At 62.0% G+C, this 21469-nt stretch carries 17 protein-coding genes; all 17 read right to left on the reverse strand.

Annotation, left to right across the window (positions count from 1 at the left end):
- Nucleotides 1-14 precede the first annotated feature (14 nt).
- Complete coding sequence (locus B7E11_RS26955; protein WP_080840524.1) at nucleotides 15-389, reverse strand: diacylglycerol kinase family protein; 375 nt, start codon at nucleotides 387-389, stop codon at nucleotides 15-17.
- Nucleotides 386-928, reverse strand: a complete 543-nt coding sequence (ybeY, locus tag B7E11_RS26960; RefSeq protein ID WP_080840525.1) for an rRNA maturation RNase YbeY — start codon at nucleotides 926-928, stop codon at nucleotides 386-388. Before ybeY ends, B7E11_RS26955 begins: the two co-directional genes overlap by 4 nt.
- 5 nt (nucleotides 929-933) lie before the next feature.
- Entirely contained in the window at nucleotides 934-3195 is a 2262-nt protein-coding gene (locus tag B7E11_RS26965; protein ID WP_080840526.1) for an HD family phosphohydrolase, read from the reverse strand.
- A 24-nt stretch (nucleotides 3196-3219) separates the two neighbouring features.
- Nucleotides 3220-4152 (reverse strand): PhoH family protein, encoded by a 933-nt coding sequence (locus B7E11_RS26970; RefSeq protein WP_080841050.1) that lies wholly within the window; start codon nucleotides 4150-4152, stop codon nucleotides 3220-3222.
- Between the two features lie 58 nt (nucleotides 4153-4210).
- Complete coding sequence (yqfD, locus tag B7E11_RS26975; RefSeq protein WP_080840527.1) at nucleotides 4211-5401, reverse strand: sporulation protein YqfD; 1191 nt, start codon at nucleotides 5399-5401, stop codon at nucleotides 4211-4213.
- Nucleotides 5402-5505: 104 nt separating this feature from the next.
- Entirely contained in the window at nucleotides 5506-5814 is a 309-nt protein-coding gene (gene yqfC / locus B7E11_RS26980; protein ID WP_080840528.1) for a sporulation protein YqfC, read from the reverse strand.
- A gap of 122 nt (nucleotides 5815-5936) precedes the next feature.
- Entirely contained in the window at nucleotides 5937-6260 is a 324-nt protein-coding gene (locus B7E11_RS26985; RefSeq protein ID WP_080840529.1) for a hypothetical protein, read from the reverse strand.
- Nucleotides 6261-6424: 164 nt separating this feature from the next.
- Nucleotides 6425-8296, reverse strand: coding sequence for a heparinase II/III domain-containing protein (locus B7E11_RS26990; RefSeq protein WP_176220915.1), 1872 nt, complete (start codon nucleotides 8294-8296; stop codon nucleotides 6425-6427).
- A 296-nt stretch (nucleotides 8297-8592) separates the two neighbouring features.
- Nucleotides 8593-9159: a hypothetical protein gene (locus tag B7E11_RS26995; protein ID WP_080840531.1), complete on the reverse strand. Its 567-nt coding sequence runs from the start codon at nucleotides 9157-9159 to the stop codon at nucleotides 8593-8595.
- A gap of 5 nt (nucleotides 9160-9164) precedes the next feature.
- Nucleotides 9165-10157: a flotillin-like protein FloA gene (floA, locus tag B7E11_RS27000; protein ID WP_080840532.1), complete on the reverse strand. Its 993-nt coding sequence runs from the start codon at nucleotides 10155-10157 to the stop codon at nucleotides 9165-9167.
- A gap of 59 nt (nucleotides 10158-10216) precedes the next feature.
- The gene (locus B7E11_RS27005; RefSeq protein WP_245809831.1) at nucleotides 10217-11614 is read right to left on the reverse strand and encodes an NfeD family protein; all 1398 of its coding nucleotides are present in this window, start codon (nucleotides 11612-11614) and stop codon (nucleotides 10217-10219) included.
- A 244-nt stretch (nucleotides 11615-11858) separates the two neighbouring features.
- On the reverse strand, nucleotides 11859-12302 hold the full coding sequence (locus B7E11_RS27010; protein WP_080840533.1) for a GatB/YqeY domain-containing protein: 444 nt from the start codon (nucleotides 12300-12302) through the stop codon (nucleotides 11859-11861).
- A 14-nt stretch (nucleotides 12303-12316) separates the two neighbouring features.
- Entirely contained in the window at nucleotides 12317-12490 is a 174-nt protein-coding gene (gene rpsU, locus B7E11_RS27015) for a 30S ribosomal protein S21 (RefSeq protein WP_080840534.1), read from the reverse strand.
- A gap of 104 nt (nucleotides 12491-12594) precedes the next feature.
- Nucleotides 12595-12954, reverse strand: a complete 360-nt coding sequence (locus tag B7E11_RS27020) for a histidine triad nucleotide-binding protein (protein WP_080840535.1) — start codon at nucleotides 12952-12954, stop codon at nucleotides 12595-12597.
- A 174-nt stretch (nucleotides 12955-13128) separates the two neighbouring features.
- On the reverse strand, nucleotides 13129-13719 hold the full coding sequence (locus tag B7E11_RS27025; RefSeq protein WP_080840536.1) for a hypothetical protein: 591 nt from the start codon (nucleotides 13717-13719) through the stop codon (nucleotides 13129-13131).
- 82 nt (nucleotides 13720-13801) lie between these two features.
- Nucleotides 13802-17869 carry a UvrD-helicase domain-containing protein gene (locus B7E11_RS27030; protein WP_245809832.1) on the reverse strand — a complete coding sequence of 1356 codons (4068 nt, stop codon included), beginning with the start codon at nucleotides 17867-17869 and terminating at the stop codon, nucleotides 13802-13804.
- Complete coding sequence (gene addB / locus B7E11_RS27035) at nucleotides 17866-21393, reverse strand: helicase-exonuclease AddAB subunit AddB (RefSeq protein WP_080840538.1); 3528 nt, start codon at nucleotides 21391-21393, stop codon at nucleotides 17866-17868. The genes B7E11_RS27030 and addB overlap by 4 nt, the downstream gene beginning before the upstream one ends.
- Nucleotides 21394-21469: the final 76 nt, after the last annotated feature.

Genomic DNA, 21469 nt, shown 5'->3' on the forward strand with positions numbered 1-21469 from the left:
TATAATTCTCCTCGTCACGACCCGAAAACCGCCAGCCATAACGGCGGCCCGAGCACGATCAGCCCGACCGCGGCGGCGAACAGCGACGCGACGAGAACGGCGCCGGACGCCGCGTCTTTCGCGGCTTTCGCCAGCTCGTGGCGCTCCGGCGACGCAAGGTCCACCGTCCGTTCGATCGCGGTGTTGAACAGCTCCGCCGTCCAGACGGCCGCGACCGCGGCGAGCAGCCAGAGCCAGTCCCCGCCGGGCAGCCTTAGCAGCGCCGCCGCGGCGAACGCGGCGATGCCCGCCCCGAAATGAAACCTCATATGGGGCTCGGTCCGGAGCGCATGGGCGATGCCGGCCAGCGCGTTGCGAAACGAGGAAAGCTCCGACTGTTTTCGGCTCAACGGGTCAGCCCCGCTTTCGCCAGCGCCGCTTCCTGCTTGGCGAACATTTCTTTTTCCTCCGCTTCGTCGCCATGGTCGTAACCGAGCAGATGCAGAAAGCCGTGCACGAACAGAAATCCGAGCTCCCGCTCCGGACTGTGCCCGTACTCTTCCGCCTGCGCGTACATGCGCGGCACGGAGATGACGATGTCGCCGAGCAGTTCCGCGAACGGATCGTAATCGTCCGGAGCTTCGCTTCCCGCCGGCTCCTCCTCCCCGTCGATTTCCACCGTTTCGTAATCGTCGTCGTAACGAATGGCCGGTTCCGCCGTCTCCCGCATCGGAAAGCTCAGCACGTCGGTCGGTTTGTCCAAACCTCTATACTCCCGGTTAAGCTCCCGGATGCCTTCCTCGTCCGTAAGGGTGAGCGTCACGACTCCGTCCTCGACGCCTTCCGTCTCCGCCGCGATTTTCATCAGCCTGTCGAGCAGCTCCCGCCACTTGTCGTCGAAAACCGCGCCTTCTTCCCTCTCGTCCACCCATTCCAGCGTCAGTGCCATGCCGCTTACTCCTTTGCTTCCTTGCGATTTTTAAGCGCTTTGTCGTCCGGATACTCGATCCGCGAATGGAACATGCCGATGACCGTTTCTTTGAGCGTTTCGGCGATTTTGTCCATTTCCTTCAGCGTCAGATCGCATTCGTTGAATTGGTCGTCGTCCAGCCGGTCCTTGATAATTTTGCGGATCAGCGTTTCGACTTGCTCGACCGTCGGATGGTTCAGCGAGCGCACCGCCGCCTCGACGCTGTCCGCGATGCCGACGATCGCCGCCTCCTTCGATTGCGCTTTCGGACCCGGATACCGAAAATCGTCTTCCGTCCACTGGTTCTCCGTGCCCTGTTCCTCCGCCTGCTTGACCGCCTTGTAGTAGAAAAACTTCAAAAAGCTCGTGCCGTGATGCTGCTCCGCGATGTCGCGAATCGGCTTGGGCAGCTTGTGCTGCTTGAGCATTTCGGCGCCGTCGCGAGCGTGCGCGATTATGATGGAGGCGCTCACCTTCGGGTCGAGCTTGTCGTGCGGATTGACGCCTCCGTTTTGATTTTCGATAAAATAGGACGGTCTTTTCGTTTTGCCGACGTCGTGATAAAACGAGCCGACCCGGCACAACAGCCCGTTCGCGCCGACCGCTTCGGCCGCCGCCTCCGACAAGTTGCCGACCATCAGGCTGTGATGGTACGTGCCCGGCGTTTCGGTAAGCAGCTTGCGGAGCAGCGGATGGTTCGGATTGGACAGTTCGACCAGCTTGAGCGCGGACAAAATGCCGAACGTCATTTCGAAAAACGGCATCAGCCCGATGACCAGGACGGCGGTCAGCAGGCCGCTGGCAAACATGAAGCCGACCGATTGGATCAGCAGCAGCCGGTCGGGATTCGATTCGACGAGCATGAGCGCGAAGACCGCGATCGAGCCGAACAGGCTGACCATGATGCCCGCCTTCAATATCGACGACCGTTGGCTGGCCCGGTGAATCGCCAGCACCGACGTGAACGAAACGACCGCTGCCACGAACCCGTAACGGAAATCGAAAACATCCCCGCTGCCGACGTTCATGATGATGCTGGAAATGACCGTGAACATCAGGGCGCTGACGAGGCCCAAATGCATGTCGAGCAGCAGCGTGACGAGCATCGTGCCGAGGGCGACGGGGGCCAGATAGCCGACGTAGGGCCAGTCGTCGCTGCGCGCCAGCGCCACCAGATGCATGAGCAGCAAGTTCAGCGCGAAAATGAGCAGCAGCATGAGCCAATGCGTATTCGTTCGCTTGAGCGACGGCGCGGAAGGCGAGGCGGAAGCAGCGGTCAGCTCCACATAGCCGTAAATCGCCAGCACGAACAGCAAGGAAAGCAGAAGCACGCCGAGCTGAGGCCAATACGTCCGCTGCTCCTTCAGCAGCCCCATGCTGTCCAGGCGATCGTACAGCTCCTCGGTAATGACCGTGCCCGCCTTGACGATCACGTCGCCTTGCTTGATGACGACTTGCGGCGTGTTTTGCCTCGCTTCCGCCTTGGCGCTTTCCGTCGCTTCCTGGTCGTAAAACCGGTTGGCGGTTATAACGAAACGCGCCAGCTCCTGCAGCGTCTCCCGCTGCGTCCGCTGCTCGAGCGTGCTCGTATTGATCATCTCCGCCACCTGGGCGCGGGCCGTCTCCGCGTCCCGCAGCGATTCTGCCGTCAGCTTGCGCACGATTTCCCGGCCGACGACGCGCATTTCGGAGATTTGCTCGCTGGTCAGCCTGGGCAGCTTGTAGTACGTTTCTTCCGGGATGATGTACACCTGGATTTCGACGACCCGCTTCATTTCCGCGAGCAGGCTTTCCGAATACGCCGTCCCCGTATTGTTCCGCGTGAACTGCTCGATGTATTGATCGAGCCGGCCCGGAATTTCCCCGCGGTAAATTTCCACCTTGTTATCCGTCGTTACCTGGTCGTCCTGGTTCAATTGGTCGATCCGGAGCAAAATTTCGTCGAGCAGGGTCTCGTTGTGAATCGCGACGGTCGTGTAGACGGAGCCGACTTTTTCGGCGGCTTCTTCCTGTGCCCGGAGCGTCGCGTTCTGATCCACTTCCTGATAGGGAGCCTTGATGTCGTGCTCGCTTCTGGCCCCGAGCGTAATATCGTACGTTTCCGGCACGAGCCGCGAGGATAAGCTGAAATAAAAAAGCAACACAAACGCGAGCAGCAAAATGGCGCGCACTGCTCCGCTGTGCTTCCAGCCCGACGTATAGAAGGATAGCGTTTCTCCCGCCGGGCCGCTTCGTTTCCGGTTCATCCGGCGTTCCCTCCTTTACGGCGTTTATTGTTGCTGCTGTTCTTGTTCCTTGTTGTAGGCCGCAATGATCTTCTGGACAAGCGCGTGGCGCACGACGTCCTGCTCCGAAAAAAAGACGATGGCGATATCGTCGATGCCCGCCAAAATGCGCTGCGCTTCGATCAGGCCGGATTTTTTGCCTTTGGGCAAGTCGATCTGCGTGGCGTCGCCCGTAATGACCATCCGGGAACCGAAGCCGAGCCGCGTCAAAAACATTTTCATCTGTTCGGGCGTCGTATTTTGCGCTTCGTCCAGGATGACGAACGAATCGTCGAGCGTGCGTCCGCGCATATAGGCGAGCGGGGCGATTTCGATCAAGCCGCGTTCGAGCGCCTTCGCCACGCCTTCCGGCCCGAGCACGTCGTTGAGCGCGTCGTACAGCGGGCGCAAATACGGGTCCACCTTCTCCTGCAGATCGCCGGGAAGGAAGCCGAGATTTTCCCCCGCTTCGACCGCCGGACGGGTGAGCAAAATCCGTTTGACGCGCCCTTGCTTGAGCGCGGCTACGGCCGATACGACCGCGAGGTACGTTTTGCCCGTTCCGGCCGGTCCGATGCCGAACACGATGTCCTTTTTGCGGATCATCGTGACGTAATGCCGCTGTCCGAGCGTCTTCGGCACGATCGGCTTGCCGCGGAACGTCAAGGCGATCTCTCCCTTGAACAAGGAGAGCAATTCGTCCGCCTTCCCCGCTTTGGCAAGATCGAGGGCATACCGCACGTCCCTCTCTCCGATTTGCAGGCCGCTGCGGATCAGCTCGAGCAGCGTTTCGAACAGCTGCTGCAGCGTACGGGCCTCGTCCGGCTCGCCTTCCAGCACGATTTCCGCCTCCCGGGAGTGGATGACCGCCCGGGTCTCTTCCTGAATCAGGCGCAAAAACTTATCCTGCGGACCGAATAGCGCGAAGCCCTCCGACATGTTGCGGAGAGGAATTGCGATCACTTGGTTCTTTTCCGACAAAAAGCCTCATTCCCTCTCAGTTCGGCGTTTGAATGATTGGACGTTCGAGCGCGATCGATTGTTCGATTTCAAAAAGTACATTCAACACCACTTTACCATTGTCCGTATGTTCATGCAAAAGTTTTTCCGCCTTGATGACCGCCCCCCGGCCGGCTGCGGCAAGCGCTTGCTCCCTTGCCTGCGCGAGTCCCGCTTCCTTCGCCTGTTCCGGCGTCAGCTTTTCCGCGACGAGACCCGTTTCCTTTTCCCTCTCCGTCAGTTTGCCCAACGGCAGCGCCCAGTTTCCGATCTCCACCCGTCTCAGCTCCCCGACCGTCACGGAACTGTCGAAAGAAGGCAGGCCGTAACCGGAAATTTGCAGCGCCCGATTGCCGATGACGATGTACGAGCGGTCGCGGTACTCGCCGGTCAGCGTCTTCGCTTGGCGTTCCAGCGGGGAAACGATTTTATATTCGTGCCACACGAGGCCTCGTACTTCGCCTTTCGACACGACCGCCTTCGTCCGTTCGCCTTCGCCGAGAATGCCGGAAATGAGCACGTCCCCTTTGCGCACGCGCTCGTTCGCCTTCACCTTCGGGCGCCCGTTTTCGGCGACGATTTTCGTGATGACCGCATCGGCAGAGGCGACGAGATCGCGCGGACTTTCGGGCTCTTTTTTCTCCGGCTTGGCGGATTCGACGATCGTGATCGACACCTTGGTCCCGACCTTGTCCACGCCGACCCAGGCCGCATCCGGCAGCCGGCTCGCCAGGCGCTTGGCAAGCTCGGAGGAGTCTTTGAGCCGAAACGACCACTGTAAAGGATGCAGCCCTTCCTGGCGCGCAGCTTCGAGCACCGTCTCCTCCGCGATCGTTCCGTTTCCTTCCACCTGCACGTCCCACACGAGGGCGGACAAAACGAACAGGGCGGCGACGAAGCCCGCCATGCCGACGGCAAACGTTTTGCGCCGCGACAGCCTTGCCATTTGAAACGGCACGCCGCGCCGCTGAACGATCCGCGTGCGGCATCCGCTGCTTTTCAAAAGCGGCTTCAAGCGAAAAAAATCGGGAACGGCGACCCGACAAGCCAGCCTCCCGTCTTTCGTATACGCGATATCCCACAGCTGCAGCCCGGATGCCGTCGCCTCGTTAAGAAACCGCTCGGCGTCGCCGCCGGCCAGCTCGATTTTGACGTTCCCCCGCAAGTTATGGATCCAGCTTCCCTTCATCGCCGATCATCCCCCTCTATGCTTGTCCCATCTAGGCAAACGGGAGCAAGCTGCCGCCCGGAAAAAGCCGTTCGCGGCCGTTCCCGGGCGTTTGCGTTTGTCGATTAACCCGAAGGATTCGAACCGGAGCCCGTCCCGGACCGCAGCAGAATGCCGGTAATCGTCCCTTCCACGAACACTTCCTCGGTCCCGATGGCCCGAATGACCAGGTCGTTTCCGGTGATCTCCAGCTCCCCCCGCTCCATGGCCAAACGAAGCGAACCAGGTGAGAAATGGAGGACGCCGCGATGATTTTCCACCGTAAGCTGCAGCCCGCCGATCATCGTCACTCTCGGCAAGTTGAGAACGACATCCTGAGGCAGGTCCAGGATGCGAGCGGTCCATCTGCGCAGCTTGCGCCCGACTCGTGGCATGGAGCGCCCCCCCTCCCGTTCGGTACAACATATGCGAGGGAGCCGCCTTTTATGAAGCGGACGATAAAGGACGTTGCCATTCGAAAACGGGCGATCCGGCAAAATCACGAACTCTTGCTCCGTTAGCCATCGGAGGGCGATTCCTGATGTTCCAAAAAAGCTTGTGCCGCGTTCCGAAGCTTTCTCCAAACTCCACGGTCGATAGGAAAACCATCATTGCGCCAAACATGAAGAAGGGATGACGAAGGGCTCGGCGAATCTTGGATGGATTTTATCCAACCAAAATCGGCTTTTTCGCGAAACATTTCGGCTTCGTTGGATTTTGTCCAATCGGGCACGGCTTTTTTCGTGTTTTCACCCGAATTCCATGTTCTTCGTTGGATAAAATCCACTCTAGACCCCGGCTTCCCCGTTATCCGCTCTCTTGATTGGACAAAATCCAACATAGGCTCCCTCCGCCTTCATACCGCTTGGGCGGCCCCCCTCCTTGTCCCCTCATTCTCAACAAAACGATTTCGTACGGTGAAGAACTTAAACTTTCTATATGCAAAAAAAAGTCCGCGGCATTCGCGGACTTTCCTGCAATCACGCGGGGAGCGCCGGCCTTCCGTTACGTCAGCGCGCAGCAAACCATCGTAAATCGGCATGCGAACGATAGCGGCAGCCTTTCTCCGCGCAACGCCGTCCGGTACACGCGGACCGGGCTCGCATCATGCCGGCGCGTCTCCAGAACTTCGATCTCGGGCCGCAGCAAGGCCGGCTCGAACTGCATGGCGACGATTCCCCGTTCGCCCTTCCAGACGATCGTTCCGTCGGAAACGGCGGGTTCCGCGTAACTGATGAAATGTTCCGTCACGCGGCGATCCGTTTCCTCCGCCCCGTTCGCAAACAAAAACGAATCCGTCAGCGTCAGGCTGGCCGTACGCTCCGCTTCCCGGCATTCCCAGACGAACGTTCGGCGAAACGCTTCGAGCTTTGCTTCCGCGCCGTAAGCTTGGGTCAAATCCAGCTCGAATATCGTCTTTTCCTCCTCTTCTCCGGGCTCTCCTTCCGTTTCCCTGCGGACGACAACGGCGCGAAACGCTTCCCCCGCCTCCTGCTCGCAGCCGCCTATGACCGGCACGGAGTGTCCGGACGAAGCGTTGTGCAAATAACGATACCGGCCGGGGCCGAAATAATCCCGCGTATAGACGCCGGGGCCGAGATCGACCAGCAGCGTTTCTCCCGCCGCATGGACCAGAAAATGCCCAAGGTCGTTATGATTGTGGGGTTCTCCGTTATGCCCGCCCTTGGCGGAAAAAGCGAAAAGTCCGCGCGAGGTCCGCCGTTTGTCGACCAGCCATTCCGTGCTGGGAAAATAAAAGGTTCCGACGCCGCCCTCCCGGCCCATGCAGCCGGGACGCGTCCACAGCAGGTTGCGGACCTGGTGCGGCCAACGGTAACAATGATCCGAATGAAAGGACGGCACGTCCTTCATTTCCGGGGCGGCGATGCCGAGACGGGCGCTGAGCCTGCTGGCCAATCCCGTGTGGGAGACGTAAACCGGACTGCAATCCGAATAGTTGACGCAGGTCGGGGCCGTTAGAACGACAGCGCCGGGAAATTCGGCGATTCGCCGGATTTTTTCGCCGTTCAGGACATCGACGGCACCGCCGGTGTAGGCGTACAGCATTTCCGCCCAATAGACGAAATAGCCGAAGCCGTAATTCCAATAGCCGAGCCCCTCCGGACAGCAGCCGTCCTCCCCGTAGCCGGTGAGAAAGCTTTCCATCGCGGTCGCGACCCGATCCTGCATCGCGGCCAGCCGTTCCTTGTCGTCGATCAGCAGCAGCGCCGCCATGCCGACCGCCCCGCCGCAGACGGCCGACCAGTTGTTGGTCATGGAAAACCAGAAAAAGTAGCTTTCGCTTTCGAATACCGGACGAAAAATCCGCTTTTCCGTTTCCTGCCGGATCCGTTCGCGAATCCAGGGATGGAGCCGGTCACCGATCAGATACAGCGTCTCGGCCAGCGCGTGCGCCGTCTCGGCGGCGAACAGATCGACCATGAACGGCGACGGCAGCGGACAACCGCCCGTCTCGTCCCGTTCGTAGGCCAAATGCGCCGGCACCGCCCAGCTGTACTCGCCGCAAATTTCCCAGATCAGCTCTTCAAGCGGCTCGACGCAGGCGGAGTCCTCGTCAAGCAGCAGCTTAAGCGTCAGCGCCAGCAGCCGCCCCCTCCGCTCGAAATAGGGCGTTTCGAACTCCTTGCGCGTACCCTCCGCGTGGAACTTGCCGAATCGGGCAAACGGCAATGCCGGAATGGGCTCCGTTTTCGCCCGCCCCGCTTCCTCGCGAATTTCGGCCAACAAACCGGCCAGATGAGGCGCTTGCCGCAGCGCCTGGCGATCGGCCTGCGAAAGCGGACCGCCGGCCAGATCCCCCGGCCGCTCCTTTACCGCCAAAATCGCGGCGCGCATCCGATGAAAAGCCGGAATCATATCCATACCCTCTCCTATCCGGGCCTGCGCCCGCCAATGAAAATGATGAAAGCTTCCTTCTTAGACCCGAACCTTTCGGGCAAAATGACCTGCCTGAATTCGATTCAATCGAATTTCGGCGGACGCTCGCATCCTAACGATAGCGCAAAGGCAGCCGGGTGCGGTACTGTAAAAATGCAGGATTCCTGTATCCCGCAATCGCATCGCCCCTGGCACTATCCCTAGACGCGAATAAAGGCGGCGCAGGGGATCTTCTCCTCTGCGCCGCCTTTTTCGCGTGAGTGCCTCCATCGGGATCAGCGGCGATAAGCTTTTCGCGATCGGGGCTGGCCGAGTATTTCCGACCAGACGATCGCGCGTTTGAGCTCTTCGCGCGACAGCTCCGGCCTGTTTCCCGGGACGCCCTCTTGCCGCTGTGACATGGAAGCGCTCGCGGCGGCTTTTAGCGCGGCGGCGGCCGGCCGGTCGCGAAGGACTTCCTTCGCGGGCAGCGCGTCGCTTATCGCGGCGGGCTCGGCTTGCCGCTCCGGCGCGCGAGGCGCCTCGGAAGCCGCCGGAAACGCCGCCGGCTGCCGCGGCGGCTCGGCCGGGACAGCCGCAGGCGCCCGCTCGAGCGGCGGCGCAGGCGGCGGCCGGTGCCCGGCCGTCTCCTCGCGCGCTTGCCTAGGCGGCTGCTGCGGCTGAGGACGCGGCCGGGGCGGCTGCATCTGCCGCGGACGCCCGCTCCCGCCGCCGAAATCGGGCATCCGGCCCGGCGGATTTTTCTCGAGCGGCGATTTCCGGAAAAACATCGCGTAAATGATCCCGACGACGATCACGATGAAATGAATATTGTTGAAAACGAAGTCGATCAGCCGATCCATGGCGATCAGCGCCCTTCATTTCCGTCGTTTCGGGAATCGTCGAATTTGCCGATCGAGTCTCGCATGTGCGTATCGGCTTCGATGTTTTTCAAATTCATATAATCCATCACGCCGAGCTTGCCGCTGCGCAGCGCCTCCGCCATGGCGAGCGGCACCTCGGATTCGGCCTCGACGACTTTCGCCTTCATCTCGACGACGCGCGCGGTCATCTCCTGCTCCTGGGCGACGGCCATCGCGCGGCGTTCCTCGGCCTTCGCCTGCGCGATGCGCTTGTCGGCTTCCGCTTGTTCGGTTTGCAGATGGGCGCCGATGTTTTTCCCGATATCGACGTCCGCGATGTCGATCGACAGGATCTCGAATGCGGTGCCGGCATCAAGCCCTTTGCTGAGCACGGTTTTGGAAATCAGGTCCGGATTTTCGAGCACTTCTTTGTGGGAAGCGGAAGAACCGTTCGTGCTGACGATGCCTTCCCCGACGCGCGCGATGATCGTTTCCTCGCCGGCGCCCCCGACGAGCCGATCGATGTTGGCGCGAACCGTCACGCGGGCTTTAACCCTGACTTCGATGCCGTCCTTGGCAACCGCCGAAACGAACGGCGTTTCGATCACCCGCGGGTTGACGCTCATTTGCACGGCTTGCAGCACGTCGCGTCCGGCCAAATCGATCGCGGCGGCGCGCTCGAATTCGAGCGGGATGTTCGCCCGCTGCGCCGCGATCAGCGCGTTGACGACCCGGTCGACGTTGCCGCCGGCCAGAAAGTGGCTTTCGAGCTGGTTGATCGACAAGCCGAGGCCGGCCTTCGTCGCCTTGATGAGCGGATTGACGATCCGGCTCGGAACGACCCGGCGCAGGCGCATCGCGACGAGCGTAATGATGCTGATCCGAACGCCGGACGCGAGCGCCGAAATCCAGAGCATGAACGGGAAAAAGCTGAAAAACACGACCAGGGCGATAACGACGACCGCGATGATCACCAACAGTTGAATATCGAGTTCCATACAATCCCTCCAAAAAAAGTGAGTTCAAAACCGGCGATGCCACGAGCCTGTTAACGAGCTTATTCGATTTCGGTTACGACGATTCGCGTTCCGTCCGCCGCCGTCACCCGAATGCGGCGTCCGGCCTCGATGAATTGGCCCAAGCTTACCACATCGATTCGCTGTCCGTCCACCTCGGCGGCTCCCGCCGGCCGGAGCGGCGATAGCGTAACGCCTTCTTTTCCGATCCACGCCGTCCGGTTTCCGTTCGGCACGAATCCTTGTTCCGTCGTCAGGCTCTCTTTCAAAATGAACCGGTTCCATATCCCGCGCTTGCGGAAAATGTAAACGAAAATCGCGATGACGACCAGCGCCACCCCCGCCGCGATGCCCAGCGAAGTCAACGCGTCGCCGGTGTCGTAGGCGCCGATGACGATGCCGGCGATGACGCCGGCCGCGCCGAGCAGCCCCAGCAAACCGAAGCTCGGCACGAACATCTCCAGAACGAGCAGCACGATGCCGAGAATAAAGAACACGATCGATTCCATTCCCGCGAAGCCCGCGATATATTGGCCGAAGAAAAAAAGGCCGAACGCCACGATGCCGGCGATTCCCGGCACTCCGAAGCCGGGCACGATCATTTCGATGACGATTCCCGCGATGCCGATGATGAGAAGCAGCGTCGAAATGCCGGTCAGCCAGCTGGCCAGACGCTCGGCGGCGGTCGGATTGATCTCGACCGTCGACCAATTGTTCAACCCGGACCACGATATGGCTTCGTCCACGGATCCGGCCACCGCGTCCGCGAAACCGACTTTAAGGGCTTCCTCCGCCGACAAGGAGATGATTTCTCCTTTCTCCTTCGTGCGGCCGATTTCTTCCATTTCGACGGTCAGATCCGGGTTGACCATCCCGATGGCGATTTCCCCGTTCCGTCCGTTCGTTTCGGCGGCCGATCGCATCTTGCTGCTCCAAAACGAAACTTCTTTCGGGCTTTCCACCGCTTGCCCGCTCGCGTTTACCAGCATGGCCGCGCCGATCGCCGATCCGGGGGCCATTACGATCCGGTCCGCGGACAAAGCGATGTACGCCCCGGCCGACGCCGCATTCCCTTCGACGTAAGCCAGCGTCGGGATTTTCGCATCGCGTATCCGGATGCCGATTTCCTCGGCGCTGAGCAATTCGCCTCCGGGCGTATCGATTTTCAACACGACGAGCGACGCTTCCGCTTCCTCCGCTTCGGTCAAAGCCCGATCGAGAAACGAAGCCAGGCCGCTTTCCACCGTGTTTTTGACCGGAATGACATAAACGCTCCCGGAGCCCGAGCCGGAAGACTCTCCGCTCTCCGCGCCGTTCGCCGCGGCGAACGGCAAAGCGAATCCCAGGACGGCAACGACCGCCATCAGCAGCGACAAAGCCCACCTCTTCCCGCCGCTTCGCGCACTCTGCAAATCGTTCATCGTTTTCGAGCGAGCCAATCGCATTCCTCCCTTTCGCCGATTGTCGCAGACGCTCCCGCAAAACACCCTCTATAGCTTCTGCTTCACACTAGTCGTTTACGCAAAAAGCCCGAAAACGTTTCATTTTCGACAAATTTCGGTCAATTTCGGCCATCCGGCAAAAAAACGCTCCGAAAACGCGGAAATTCCCGAGATGCACGGGAACAGGCTAAAAAACGCAAAAAGCACCCCCTGCTCGGGAGTGCCTGTTGTTTGCGAGAAATCATTGCAGAAACTGCTGAACGATTTGGTTGACCTGTTTGCCGTCCGCACGTCCCTTTACCTTGGGCATCAAAGCGCCCATCAGTTTCCCTAAGTCCGCCTTGGAAGAAGCACCGGTCTCTTGTATGGTCTGCGTAACGATAGCCTTAATTTCTTCTTCGTTTAGTTGCTCGGGAAGGTATTGGGAAATAATATCAATTTCTGCAGTCAAGTTCGTGGACAAATCGTCCCGGCCCGCTTTGAGAAATTCCTGGAGGGAATCTTTGCGCTGCTTGACTTCGCGGCCCAAAATTTCGAGCACTTCGTTATCTTCAAGCGGGCGACCCAATTCGATCTCCTGATTCTTGATCGACGCACGAACCATTCGAATTGTAGAAAGCCGGAACTTGTCCTGGCTCTTCATCGCCTGCTTCATGTCTTCGTTCAAACGTTCCGCGAGACTCATGGTGCGGATTCCTCCTAGAACTTGCGTTTACGGGCGGCTTCGGATTTCTTCTTCCGCTTGACGCTCGGTTTCTCGTAGTGCTTGCGTTTTTTCAGTTCCGCGAGAACGCCGTCTTTTGCGATGGAACGCTTGAAACGGCGGAGTGCAGCGTCGAGTGTTTCATTTTTACGTACTTTAGTTTCGGACACCAGTTTTCCCTCCCTCCGGAACAGACCCCAACACACGGTTATCAAACTTCATTATAGGTGATGAAGAAAGGGGGTGTCAACTTCCGCCCGCAAGTCCCGTCGGGTCAGCGGTCCGGCTGCTCCTTCACGTTAAGCGGACCGAGTTTCTCCCCGCCCAGCACATGAAAATGAAGATGATAGACGACTTGTCCGGCGTCGCGGCCGCAATTGTTGATCAAGCGATACCCGTCGTCCGCCAGCCCGGCGTCGCGAGCGACCGTCTGGGCGGCGAGCAAGATCCGGCCGAGCAGCTCCATGTCTTCCGGCGCAGCGTCGTTCATCGTCGGGATGTGCTTTTTGGGAATGATCAGCGTATGAACGGGCGCTTGAGGCTGAATGTCCCGAAAGGCGAGCACGTGCTCGTCCTCGTACACTTTGGCGGAAGGAATCGTGCCTTCGACGATTTTACAAAAAAGGCAATCCATGGGTATGTACAACCTCCATGCAAGACGGGATATGGTACTATCATACATGAAAAACCGGGGGCTCGTCCAACCTGGCGGAAGGCATGCCGCCCCGCCGGCCCCGAACCCGGAATCCGCCGGGAAATGCCGGCGCGGTCAGCCTTTCGGCGTGCGGCTTGCGACCCCTCCGTTTCGTCAAGGCAAGGAATCCGCCAGCTCCTTCAACTGCTTCGCCGCTTCCTGCGCCGGTTCGGTCCAATCGGCTCCCGAAGCCATCAGCCGAAAGCTCGCGTCCTTCGTCGGGACGGAATAAGACGCCAGCGTCTCTTCGAGCTTCGCTCCCGCTTCGGCTAGACGCCGCAGCATCGTCGTTTCGGCTTCGGCAAGCGGGCCGTCGTGGCCGCCTATGGAAGCGGCCGTTTCGTTTATTTTTTGAATCGGGACGGTCACCGCATCCGTTGCCGCGGCCTGATCCTGCCCGGAGAGCGTTCCGGACTGGATTAGCGCGGGGGAGCATTCCGCCCCGACGACCGTCAGCTTGCCGAACGATTGGGCCGCCGGCAGCCTCTCCCACGGCTCGGCCGCGGCGAGCATCGCCTCCGCGCCTTCCTGCAACAGCGAAGAATAATACTGACAATACGTATAATTGGATGCCAGTCGTTTTCCCTGCTCGGTTTTGCGGCTTTGGTCGTCCAGCAGGACCCGGGAATACAGCAGCACGAGCAATATCCCCATGACCGTCAGCAAAATGACGACGATCGGCGCCATATACGATCTTTTGGCCATATTCTTACTCCTTTCCGTTCCGAAGCTTTCGCCCGCGGATGCCGGCTCATTCCTTGCGGGAACAGCGCCTGCTCGGCACCGTTCAAATGAGCCGGACCGCTTCGCCGCCGCCGTACACGAAATAAACGTACCCTTCCGTTACGGGCCGGCCGGCGATCGCTTCGATCGCTTCGGCGTATTGCTCCATCTGAAACCGGTGTTTTTCGGCCGCCGGTGCAAAGCTGCCGTCCGGCACGTAATCGGTTTTGTAATCGACCAGCACGAAACCGTCGCCTTCGGAAAAAAGGCAGTCGATCACGCCTTGCAGCAGAACGGTATCTTCCGAATCGGAAGCTGCCAGCTCCGCGTGGGCTTTTCGGGCCGGGAGCCCGTAGCTGAACGGCAGCTCCCGCCATACCCGGTCCGCCCGGCAAATCCGCTCGTACAGCGGCGTCCGGCAAAAGGCCGCGATCGCCTCCGCGTCGACGGCCTGTCTCGTCTGCGGGGTCATCATCCGCAACGCCTCCATCCGGGACAGCAGCTCCGCGATATCGGCCTCGTTCGTTCCGAGGCGCAGCGGCAAATGCTGCATGACCAAATGAACCGCCGTTCCCCGCTCCGCGGGCGTCAGCCGCCTGTCCGACAAAAAACGCGGCCTCCGGAGCCTGAACGTCGGAGATGCCGCCGACGTCCCGTCCGTTCCGTCCCCGGAGCCGTAAACGGAAAGCCGGTCTTCGTCGGAATCCTCCAACGGCTCGCGGCCGCCCGGCTCCGCCGTTGCAGGCGTCGATTCGGCCGTTTCGGCGTCCGGACGGAAGCCGGGTTTCGCCTTCAGGGCGGATACGGACGTTTTGGCCGCAAGACGGGACGCTCCCGCATGGGGATCGGACCACGACAGCGCCTCGTAAGCCGCAAGCCCGGCGGCCGTCGCGGGAACCGGAACGGGCTCGAGCCGCTGAACCCGGTTCCACAGCGTCTCGTCCCCAGAAAGCGGTTCGGGGGACGCCGGACTCCGCGTATAAGCCGATCCGGACACGATCCGGCAAGACCACGGCGGAGTCCCGCCGTTCGGCCGGCCCGAGCGCTCGCCGCCGGTCCCTTCCGCGCTCCAGTCCGCCCCGGCCAAAACCGCCGCCGGACCGAGCCAGTCCAAGTACCGGCTTGCCGCGGCGATCGCGTAATCGGGCATGCCTCCGCCGGACAAGGCGGCCAGCTCGCGCCATTTTTCGACATCCTTGGCCGCGTCTTTCGTCGTGCCGATCAGATAGAGCTTTTCCTTCGGTCTCGTCAGCGCGACATATAGCACGCGCATTTCTTCGGCGAGCAGCTCCGCCCGCAGCCTTCTGCGTATCGCGAGCTGCGGGAGCGTCGGATACGCCGCGCGCGTGTCGAGATCGACGAATTTCGGACCGAAGCCGAGCCGCTTATGCTTCAAAAACAGCCCGTTCAAGTCCTGGCGGTTGAAAGTCTTGCCCAGACCGGCGACAAAGACGACGGGAAACTCCAGGCCTTTGCTGCGGTGGATGGACACGAGCCTGACAACGTCGTCCTGTTCCCCGAGCGCCCGGGCGGCGCCGAGATCGGCTCCGGTGTCCCGCATTCTGCCCAAAAAACGGAGAAAACGGTACAGCCCCCTGTAGCTCGAATTTTGCTCGTACTGCCGGGCCCTGTCGACGAGAGCCCGCAAGTTCGCCTGCCGCTGCGCGCCTCCGGGCAACCCGCCGACAAAGTCGTAGTAGCCCGTTTCCCGGTAAAGCGCCAGCAGCAGCCGCGCGAGCGGCTCCCGTCTCGCCAGCGTTCTCCAGCGATCAAGCGAAGCCAAAAAGGCGCGAAGCCGGGATCGCCGGCCGTCGGCTTGCGCGTCCCCGCCCGCCGGCCGGCCCGGCAAGGAGTCGGGTCCTCCCTCCCGGGACGCCGCCGCCGATTCGGCCGCTTCGCCGGCCTCGGCCCGAACGGCTTGCCAGAACGAGCCGGACCGATCGCGCAGCCGGATCTGCGCGAGCTCTTCGGCCGTAAAGCCGACCAGCGGCGAGCGGAGAACGCCGGCCAGCGGAATGTCCTGGTCCGGGTTGTCGATCAGTTGCAGCAAGGACAGCATGACGTCGACTTCCGTCGCGGCAAAATAGCCGGAGGACATGTCGGCGAAGGCCGGTATTCCGGCCGCCTTCAATTCCTCCAGCACGACCGGCGCGGCCGCCGACGTCGCTCGCAGCAAAATGACGATATCGCGAAACCGGAGGGGTCTGTGCAGCTTGCTTTTGCCGTCGTAGACGGCAAACGGGAGCCGGCCGCTGCCGTCCGTCCCCGTCAGCCGCCGGATTTCGTCCGCGATGCAGCGGGCTTCGAGCTGCGCGGTTTCCAGCTCTTCCTCTTCTTGCCTCTGCCTCGCTCCCTCTTCGTCGTCCCCGGCCGGCTCCGGCGCCTCTCCGCTTTCGCGCCCGGCCGCCGCGCTCCCGGCCTCCGGGCTTCCCGGCTGGAGCAGAATCATTTCCACGGCATATGCGCCGCCGGATGCTTCGCCGCCCTCTTCGGGATAGCCTTCACCGTAAATCAACTCGGCCCGACGATCGTAATTCATTTCCCCCGCCGGCTCGCGCATGATCAGGCGAAAAACGTGGTTCACCGCTTCGATGACCCGCGAACGGCTGCGGAAATTCCGCGCCAGGTCGATGCGCAAGCCCCGGAGGCTTGCGCCGCCTTCCGGGAAGGCGGCCTCCTCCGCCTCCCCGTCGCCGAGGGGCTTCCAGACGCCGAACGATTTGTATTTGGCCAGAAACAGGCCCGGCTCCGCAAGACGGAACCGGTAAATGCTTTGCTTCACGTCTCCGACCATAAACACGTTGCCGGGCGACTTGCGGGCAATCAGCGACACGATCGCTTCCTGCACCTCGTTCGTATCCTGATACTCGTCCAGCAATATTTCCGCGAACCGCTCCCGGTAGTCGAGCGCCGCTGCGGAGGGCAGCGATTCGCCGGGCTTCGAACCCGGATCCCGCAAAACGGCCAGCGCGTAGTGCTCCAGATCGCCGAAATCGAGTAAGCCTTTCGCCCGCTTGGCTGCCTCGTAATTGCGGCCGAATTCGATCGCGAGCTCGGCCAGCGCCTCCATGTCCGGGGCGAGCTTGCGCAGTTCCTCCGCATACTGGTCCGGCGAACGGACAAACCACTCGTCCCCGAGCTTCGACACCGCCTTTTTCGCCTCGTCCCGAAGCTTCTTCGCGCGTTCCTGCAAATCGGGGTCGCACTCTTCCTTGCGAATCGCCTTCAGTCGCCCGAACGCGCAGGCCGAATACGCCTCGTTCCAGGCTTCCGGCGGTTCATGCGCGATCGCGTCCAGCAAGCGGCCGACGACCGCCGCATCCTCCCGGAGCGCGGCCGCGTAAGGCAGCGGCCCGCCGGGGCTCTCCGCGACCCGAAGGGCGGCCTCGAGCTGGCTGAGCGCGCCCCGCAGCGCGAGCGAAGCGTCTTCGCGCACGGTTTCCATCCAGGGGGCGCCCTCGATGCCGTTTTCGCCGGCTTCGCGGATGAAAGCCGCGGCCTCCCGCAGCCATCGCTCCGGCCAAGGGTGGCTTCGGGCGAATTCGTGCAATTCGAGCACGAGCCGGTGCAGGGGCTCGTCGCTGCGTTCTCCGCCGAACAGATCGGCAAGCCGCGCGAGCGCTCCCCGCTCGCCTTCGGCCCCGTACCGCTCCTCGAACAATTCGTCGAGCGTATCCATCCGGAGCAATTCCGCTTCCGTCTCGTTTGCGATGCGAAACCCCGGATCGAGGCCGATAAGCGGGGCATACCGCTCGACCACCTCCAGGCAAAAGGAGTGCAGCGTCGTGACCGACGCCCGGGGGAGCAGGGCGAGCTGCCGCTTCAAATGCGCGGATTCCGGCTTTTGCTCCAGTTCGTCCTCCAGCGCGATTCGGATCCGTTCCTTCATCTCCGCGGCGGCGGCTTTCGTAAAGGTCGCCACGAGCAGGGCGTCCACGTCCAAAGGCTCCGTTTCGTCCGTTATGCGGGAAATAATGCGCTCGACCAAAACGGCGGTTTTGCCCGAACCCGCGGCCGCGGCGACGAGAATGTCGGTCCCCCGCGCGGCGATGGCCGCCCATTGCTCGTCCGTCCAGCGGCTGCCTTCGGGCTTTGCGTAGGTAGCCTGCAAAAACCGCCCGGATACGCTCACGTCTTTTCTCCCCCTTCCGATCCGTTTTCCAGCCATTGCCACAGCTGATCCCGGCTGGACGGCTTGGGCAGCGGGCGATGCCCGTTGCCTTCGATCAGCATGTCGAATTGGCACACCGGGCGGTATTCGCACCGTTCGCACGGGCTTCGCTTGTCCATCCGGTATGGGGCGATCGATACGTCCCCGTCCGCGATTCGGCGGCCGATGGTCCGTATGCTGCCGCGGACGGATTTGCGGAGCACGTTCCACTGCCCCGGATCCGCTACCTGCGATCGCGCCGAAAACGTGCCGTCCTTTTTGAAGTCGACCGGAATGACGGCCGACTTGCCTTCGGTCGCCAGCGACTCGTCCATCAGCTGGACCGTTTCCCCGTTGGCCAGCACCAGACCCTGCATGCGGAACTCTTTTTTCATCGCGCGTTCCGCTTCCTGGAGGGACATGCCGTTCAAGCTGTGCAGAAGCGGATTATGTACGTGAAAGTACAGAACGCCGGCAGGCTCCGCAGGCCGTCCAAGCCAGCTCGGCGCATGCGAGACGACAACGTCGAGATAGGTCAGCATTTGCAGCGACAATCCGTGCGCGACCTCTTCCAGCTTCAGCTTCGTCGGGCTCGATTTGTAATCCATAATGCGCAGCAGCAGCCCGTCTTCCGTCTGCGCGGCATCGACGCGGTCGATCCGCCCGACGATGTCCATCCAGCGTCCGCCTCCGAGGTCAAGGGAGAGCGGCGGCAACATGCCGTCGGGGCCGAACGTCACCTCCAGCCCGACGGGATGAAACCGGGACAGCCTCGCGTGCTCGCCCAGCATGGCCGAAGCCCTGGCGACGATGTCCGTCAGCTTGCGGGCCATCGCTTGATGACGGAGGGATGACAGCAAAATCCGGGACTGCACCTTGGGCAGCAGCCGCTCGACGGCCGCGGCCGCTTCCTGCTGCCAGCGGGCCATCGATTGGCCGGCCGGCCCTTCGGCAAGCAGCTTTTCCGTCGTCTGGCGAAGCGCGGCGTGAAACAGCTGGCCGATATCGGGAGCTTCCACCCGATACAACATGCGCTCGCGAAGCTTCAATCCGTGCGAAGCGAAATGCCGGAACGGGCAGGCGACGAAACGCTCCATTCTCGAGACGCTGGCGATCAGGCGATCGCCGTAAAGCAGCCTGCTCGTGGCCGCGCCCAGCGGCGGTTCGTCGTTGCGGTAATGGAGCGAGGACAGCATTTTTTGCAGCTTCGGCCGCCACTCGTCCCGCTCCGCGAAAAAGCGGTAGACCGACCACCAGCCCCCGGCAAGCTCGCCGCCCTGCCGCCAGCGCCGCAGCCTCGCCGTCAAAAACGTAAGCGCCTTGCCGGGATGGACGGCGTAACGCAGCTGACGCTCCTCGTCTTCGCTTTCCTGCGGTTCGGCCTGCAACGTCCCGACGGACAGACCGGGGAAGCGCTGCCGGATGCGGCGAATGTACTCCGACGGCAGCAGGCCTTTCCCCTCTTCATCCGACGCGGGGTAGCTGACCCACAAATGCCGGGATGGCGTCGTCAAGGCCAAATAAGCCAAAAAACGTTCGTCCAGCAGCCTTCGCCGCGCTCCCGGCGCGAGCTGCAACCCGGCCTCCGCCAGGCGCTCCCGTTCGGGTTCCGACAGCAGCCCGTTCTCGCGGACGGCCATCGGCATGACGCCGTCGCCGACTCCGAGCATATACAGCACGGCTACCCGGTCCGACCTCGTCCGCTCCGGACTGCCGACGAGCACCGCATCCAGGGAGGGCGGCACCGCGCCGAGCTTCATCTCTTCGATTCCGGCATCGATCATTCCCGCGAACAGGGGAAGGTTGGCCGGCTCGTCCCCCATTAATTCGACGAGCTGGTCCAGCAGCCCGAGCACGCCGTCCCAAAGCGGCCGGTGAAGACGCGCCTTGCCGGGATCGCCCGCGGCCTCGTCTTCCGCGCTCCAGCGCTCCAGCCGGTCGGCTGCCCGCGTTTCCTCCAGCAGCGAAAACAGCGCCGTGCCCAAATCGCGCATCGTTTTCGCCTTTTTGACCCGTTGCTCCAGCCGGAGCAACGGCTCCAGCGCGGCATCGCGGATGCGCCGGATTTCCTCCATCCCTCGTTCGTAGCGGGACGGCTCCGTTTCGTCCTCCAGATCCCCGCGGAACAACGGCTGCCAGGCCCGATCGTCGTGCCACCGCCAGCCGTCGATTCCCGCGGCCAGGGCATAGTTCTCCAACGTATCCACTTCCGCCCTCAGGAGCTCCTTATCGCCCGGATGCAGCAGATCCGTTTTCGCGCAGCGGAAGACGGCGTCGGATTTCCAGCCGCCCGCCACCGCCTCCAAAGCCGAGCGGACGAACTCCGCCAGCGGATGATGCGCCGCCGTCACCTTGCCGTCGAGAAAGTAGGGGATGTCGTAATCGTCGAACACTTCCGCGAGCAGATCGGCGTAGTCTTCCACCTTGCGGACGAAGACCGCCATGTCCCGCCAGCGGCAGCCGCCTTCTCGCGCCCGGCGCAGCATGTCGCGCGCCGCTCCTTCGGCTTCGGCCCGGCGGTTGGCCGCCTCGTGAAGCGACAGGCCGCATAACGGGTGATCGGGCGAGAGCGATGCGGCATCCCCGTTCCACCGCAAACGCGCATCGAACGAGCGCTCCAGGTGCGCGAGCATCGGGCTCGCCTTGTATCGCGGCAAAACGTCGCGATCGAGCGTCACGGGCCGCTCGATCGCGACGCCGGCGGCTTCGGCCAGTTCGCAGAGCCGGGCGGACGTTTCCGCCGTCGGATGGAACAGCTCCAGCTCGTCCGGACGCTCGCCCGCGCCTCTCGGCCGGTCGAGGCAAAGCGCGACCGACACTCGGGGGCAGCGGCGCAGCAGCGCCTCGATCGCTTCGTACTCGTTCGGCGTAAAGCCGTGAAAGCCGTCGAGCCAAATTTCCGCGTCGGCGAGAAGCGCCGATTCGGCGGCCCCGCCGACGAGCCAGCGGAGCGCGTCTTCGCCGTCCAGCCATTTTCCCGCCATTTCCCGATCCAGGTCGCGGCTTAACAGCGATAAATCGTGCAGCTTGTCGGCAAGCAGCGCCGCTCCCGGATCCGATCGCGCGGCGCTTTCCGCCAGCTCCTCCGCCTTTGCCCCGTCGACCCCGTACCGTTTCCATTCGGTCAACAGCTCGCTCAGCTTGCCGACCAGTCCTTGGCCCGCGGTTTCGCCGAGCAGCAGCTTCCATTGGCCTTTGCGGGTTTCGAGCGATTTGTGGATGAGCATCGCTTTGCCGGTTTCATCGATCGGAACGGCGGCGGTCCCGCCCGTCTCCTGCATGACGCGAAAGGCGAGGCGCCGAAAGCTGAGCACCTGGGCGCGCATGAACCCGTTCAGCCCCGGCGTGGATACCATCGCGTACTCCATCTGAAACGTCGCCTGCTCCGGCACAAGCAAAATCATCGGCGGACCCAGCGGGTCTTCCCGCAGCCGCTGCCTGATTTCGTCGAGGCAGAAACGCGTTTTGCCGCTGCCCGATCGTCCCGTTATCAAACGAAGCGCCATTTGCTGCCGCCTCCTTCCGTTGCTCCGAAAATACGCGGAAAATCTCCGAAACTTCTCATCTTCCGATTCATTGTAC

Source organism: Cohnella massiliensis (assembly GCF_900169535.1).
In the GTDB taxonomy this organism is placed as follows: Bacteria; Bacillota; Bacilli; order Paenibacillales; family Paenibacillaceae; genus Cohnella; species Cohnella algarum.